6 protein-coding genes are annotated in these 3,626 nt (G+C 41.0%); 5 read left to right on the forward strand and 1 reads right to left on the reverse strand.

Translation table 11 applies throughout. The features are described from left to right. Positions 1-711: 711 nt before the first annotated feature. Positions 712-963, reverse strand: a complete 252-nt coding sequence (locus F6K37_RS34900; RefSeq protein WP_287255421.1) for a hypothetical protein — start codon at positions 961-963, stop codon at positions 712-714. Between the two features lie 448 nt (positions 964-1,411). On the opposite strand from F6K37_RS34900, the gene F6K37_RS34905 reads away from it, so the two are divergent. From F6K37_RS34905 to F6K37_RS34925, 5 genes are all read left to right on the forward strand, one after another. After that, positions 1,412-1,768 carry a type II toxin-antitoxin system RelE/ParE family toxin gene (locus F6K37_RS34905; RefSeq protein ID WP_008178175.1) on the forward strand — a complete coding sequence of 119 codons (357 nt, stop codon included), beginning with the start codon at positions 1,412-1,414 and terminating at the stop codon, positions 1,766-1,768. Beyond that, entirely contained in the window at positions 1,761-2,063 is a 303-nt protein-coding gene (locus F6K37_RS34910) for a helix-turn-helix domain-containing protein (protein WP_071103385.1), read from the forward strand. Before F6K37_RS34905 ends, F6K37_RS34910 begins: the two co-directional genes overlap by 8 nt. 189 nt (positions 2,064-2,252) lie before the next feature. After that, entirely contained in the window at positions 2,253-2,591 is a 339-nt protein-coding gene (locus F6K37_RS34915; RefSeq protein ID WP_287255424.1) for a XisI protein, read from the forward strand. A 107-nt stretch (positions 2,592-2,698) separates the two neighbouring features. Continuing rightward, positions 2,699-2,986 (forward strand): type II toxin-antitoxin system Phd/YefM family antitoxin, encoded by a 288-nt coding sequence (locus F6K37_RS34920; RefSeq protein ID WP_008178178.1) that lies wholly within the window; start codon positions 2,699-2,701, stop codon positions 2,984-2,986. Further along, a complete protein-coding gene (locus F6K37_RS34925) occupies positions 2,970-3,314 on the forward strand; it encodes a type II toxin-antitoxin system RelE/ParE family toxin (RefSeq protein WP_287255426.1) in 345 nt (114 codons plus the stop codon). Before F6K37_RS34920 ends, F6K37_RS34925 begins: the two co-directional genes overlap by 17 nt. The last annotated feature ends 312 nt before the right edge of the window (positions 3,315-3,626 follow it).

Below are 3,626 nucleotides of genomic sequence, written 5' to 3' on the forward strand. Positions count from 1 at the left end.
GGGGGCTTGGATGTAGCAAATGAGACTTCTCAGACAACCTCTTAAATCGAGGCTTTTAGACAAAAATTGAATCAACTCATATTCATCTACTACTTTATTTAGGTAAAATTGTATTTCTGTAGACAACATCACTTACGGAGGTTTGCATAACTATCAGGTACACAGAACGGGCTAAGATAGGATTACATTATCTTATGAAGCTTTTTGATATGACAAGTTTATTACAGTATGTCACGAATGAGCAGGGGGAAAGAGTTGGGGTTTTATTGGACTGGAACACCTATTCTCGACTCGCTAATCCATTAGGGTTGGATGAGGAGTGTTTGCTTGGTTTGAGTGTAGATGAGTTAGAAGCACTGGCAAGTTGTAAATTGGCTGTGGCAGATCAAACTCGTTTGGATGATTTAGTGGCGAGAAATGTAGAATCATTGCTCTGCACTGATGAGGTGGCTGAGTTAGAGGACTTGTTGGGAAAGGCGGATCAATTGACAATTCTCAAAACTCGCGCCAGATATAAACTCTCTGTGCTTAGAAAATGTTTCAACGGCAGGGTGAGCAGTTGTAGGGTGGGCAAAGACCGTTTAGTTTTTTTTGATAATTCTAGATACTATAACTTTGCCCACCCTACTTTTTGTTATTTTCAGTTTACATTCGGATTGAGTTACAGCGACAAATTCGTAATCGCTTTAGTTATTCTATTTATCGGCAATTTTAATTATTATTTTTCAGACGTTGAGCGAGTAGACAATCCTCAAAGCTCAATGCTTCTTCGTCTAGGAAGTTGGAAATTGCCATTTCAATGGTAGCTTCCAGGGAACATTCTAATTCAGTAGACTTTTCATTGAGTGCAACTTTGATGTAGTCAGGTAAATAATTGACAAGCTGAGCGATCGCTTCTGGGGAAAGGTGTTGGGTGGTGAAGGTTTGAGTCATAAGACTAGGGTTGGTTAAACCAGTTGTCATTTTTATATTTATCTTTATCCTAGTCTTTCTTAGTATACTATTCCTTGGTTCAGTAACGCCCATTTACGGCATTGCTTAATAATGGAATGATTTGAAGAGTTTTTAGGTGCGCTTGACCCATTAAGAATTTAATTCGCGTGATTGTCGCAGCTGTGGAATGGGCATCAGGCGTGGAATGGGCATCTTGCCCGTTTCATTAAGGGCTAGGGCTTTGCGATCGCACTAAGATAATCAATACTCGATTTGATCGATTGACCAGCATTTTAAAGGACTCTTACCGATCAGCATAAATCTGTAATTGGGATAAAAATCATAGCAATTCGCGATCGCTAATTCCCCTCCATTCCGAAAAAGCGATGCTCCAAAAGAGCCGCTAAAAGCGAACGCACTTTCTTCTGGTGTTATCTTTTTATGCCAAATAAGGTATACTGTTTGGTGAGGTAAGGTAATGACAGATAAAGTAATTTACTGGGTTGGCTCTTCTAGAGAAGAATTATCGGATCTTCCCTTGGAAGCACGGCGGAAGGCTGGTTTTCAATTGAGAGCTATCCAAAGGGGTCAAAAACCTACAGATTATAAGCCGATGCCCACAATTGGCAAGGGAGTTGAAGAGATTCGCATTTGGACCGGAGAAGCCTATCGGATTTTATATGTCGCTAGATTTGAAGAGGCAATTTATGTGCTTCATGTTTTCCATAAAAAAACACAGAAGACCTCCAAAGGAGATATTCAACTAGGACAGAAGCGTTATCAGGAGATGGTTCAGTTTAGAAAGGAACAAAAGGATAAACATAAAAATGACTGATGAAAAAACCGTCAATGTCGTGTTAGGGGACGACAATGTATTTAAAGATTTGGGATTTGAGGCACAAGAAGCAATGAATCTCAAGGTAAGAGCGGATCTGATCTTAGATTTGCGTTCCTATATTCAGGAGCGGGGATGGACTCAAAATGAAGCAGCAGAGTTTTTGGGAGAAACCCAACCGAGGATTAGTAATTTAATGAATGGTGAAATTAGTCGATTCAGTGTGGATAAGTTGATTAATTTGCTAGGAAAAATAGGGATGGAAGTGAAGGTAGAAGTCTTCCCGAAAGTTTGATAGTTGTAAGCTATCAGCTATCAGCTATCAGCTATCAGCTTTCAGCTATCAGCTTTCAGCTATCAGCTTTCAGCTTTCAGACATCAGCTTAAGCGCTACGCGCACGCTTCGCGAACAGCTATCAGACATCAGCTTTCAGCTAAAGGCTGACGGCTGACGGCTTAATGCTTACAGTAAGGTAATTGAGCAATGGATAGATTAAAGCATTATCGGGAAATTGTCCAGGAAGTTTTAAGAGACTATCATCATATCAATCAAAAATCTGGTTCTACCACTGAAAGTGCTTTAGCGTTTGATGAGGTACAGGATCAGTATCTTTTGCTGCTGATGGGTTGGTGGAAAGATGAACGGATTAAGAGTGTTATGATTCATATCCGTTTGAAGGATGACAAGATTTGGATTGAGGAAGATTGGACTGAGGATGGGGTGGCGACAGATTTGTTACAGAAAGGGATACCACGAGAGGAGATTGTTTTAGGATTTCATCCACCCCATCTGAGACAATATACTGAATTTGCAATCGCATAGGTCACGGGGGGCGCGATTGACCGTAGGTCACGCGGGGCGCGTTCGCATTAGACAAAACAGTTTCAAGCTATTAACATTAAATTATCAAATAATTTATTAAAACTATCATGTTTAGTCTGAGTGACATCCATCCACTCTCAGAATTCCAACGGGGCGCTAAAGCCTTTATCGCAAGGCTCAAAGAAACTAAAGCACCAATGGTTCTGACTGTTAATGGCAAAGCTGCTGCAGTTGTTCAAGATGCTGAAAGCTATCAGCAACTTCTCGATCGGATGGAATTGCTTGAGTCTATTGCAGGCATCAGAAAGAGTATTGAGGAGTTTGAGCAAGGACAAGGTATTCCGTTAAAGGAAGCATTTCAGCAGCTCCAGGAAAAATATGGCCTACCAGATTGAAATCTCTCCTACTGCAGTGGCAGATATTGAAAGTATTTTTATTTGGATAAAGGAGGATTCAGCAGAACGAGCTTATCGCTGGGTAAGAGGATGTTATGAAGTGATGTTGACCCTGGAAAACTTTCCGAGGCGTTGCTCACTAGCCCTCGAAAGTAAGTATATGGGTATTGAGGTGCGCCAACTTCTCTATAAAAAGCAATTCTATATTTTATTCACGGTGAGTGAAGCAGTCGAAGAACAGGAAGGAATTGTCCGCATTCATCGTGTTCGCCGTGGTTCTCAACAAAGGCTCGAAAGTATAGATCAACTTTTAAGTGATGATCCATAAATCTAAAGCACTTTTATTAAGCTATTGAATAGAGTGAGTGCTGCGTTCGAGATCCGAGTAACTACCAAGGTCGAAATTTGTGAAGTAACGCACTATAAAAGATCGGCGATTAGCGGAAAGGGCTAGGGATTTGCGATGCTCCAAAAGAGCTGCTAAAAGCGATTGACCTACGGTCACGCTACGCGAACGCACTATGGTAATAGACGATCAATCCCGCTAAGATAAGCTAAGGTAAGGTCCACTAATGCTACTGCCAATGGAAGTTCTAAAACTGACCACTAAGACTGATGAATCGGGTTGTTTGAATCTTAA

Source organism: Moorena sp. SIO4E2 (assembly GCF_010671945.1).
Lineage (GTDB): Bacteria > Cyanobacteriota > Cyanobacteriia > Cyanobacteriales > Coleofasciculaceae > Moorena > Moorena producens.

What these genes read in the sequence shown, in the direction of transcription:
- F6K37_RS34910 (WP_071103385.1), top strand. Translation starts at nt 1,761, where the DNA reads ATGACTGATGAAAAAACCGTCAATGTCGTGTTAGGGGACGACAATGTA.
- F6K37_RS34900 (WP_287255421.1), bottom strand. Translation starts at nt 963, where the DNA reads ATGACAACTGGTTTAACCAACCCTAGTCTTATGACTCAAACCTTCACC.
- F6K37_RS34920 (WP_008178178.1), top strand. Translation starts at nt 2,699, where the DNA reads ATGTTTAGTCTGAGTGACATCCATCCACTCTCAGAATTCCAACGGGGC.
- F6K37_RS34915 (WP_287255424.1), top strand. Translation starts at nt 2,253, where the DNA reads ATGGATAGATTAAAGCATTATCGGGAAATTGTCCAGGAAGTTTTAAGA.
- F6K37_RS34925 (WP_287255426.1), top strand. Translation starts at nt 2,970, where the DNA reads ATGGCCTACCAGATTGAAATCTCTCCTACTGCAGTGGCAGATATTGAA.
- F6K37_RS34905 (WP_008178175.1), top strand. Translation starts at nt 1,412, where the DNA reads ATGACAGATAAAGTAATTTACTGGGTTGGCTCTTCTAGAGAAGAATTA.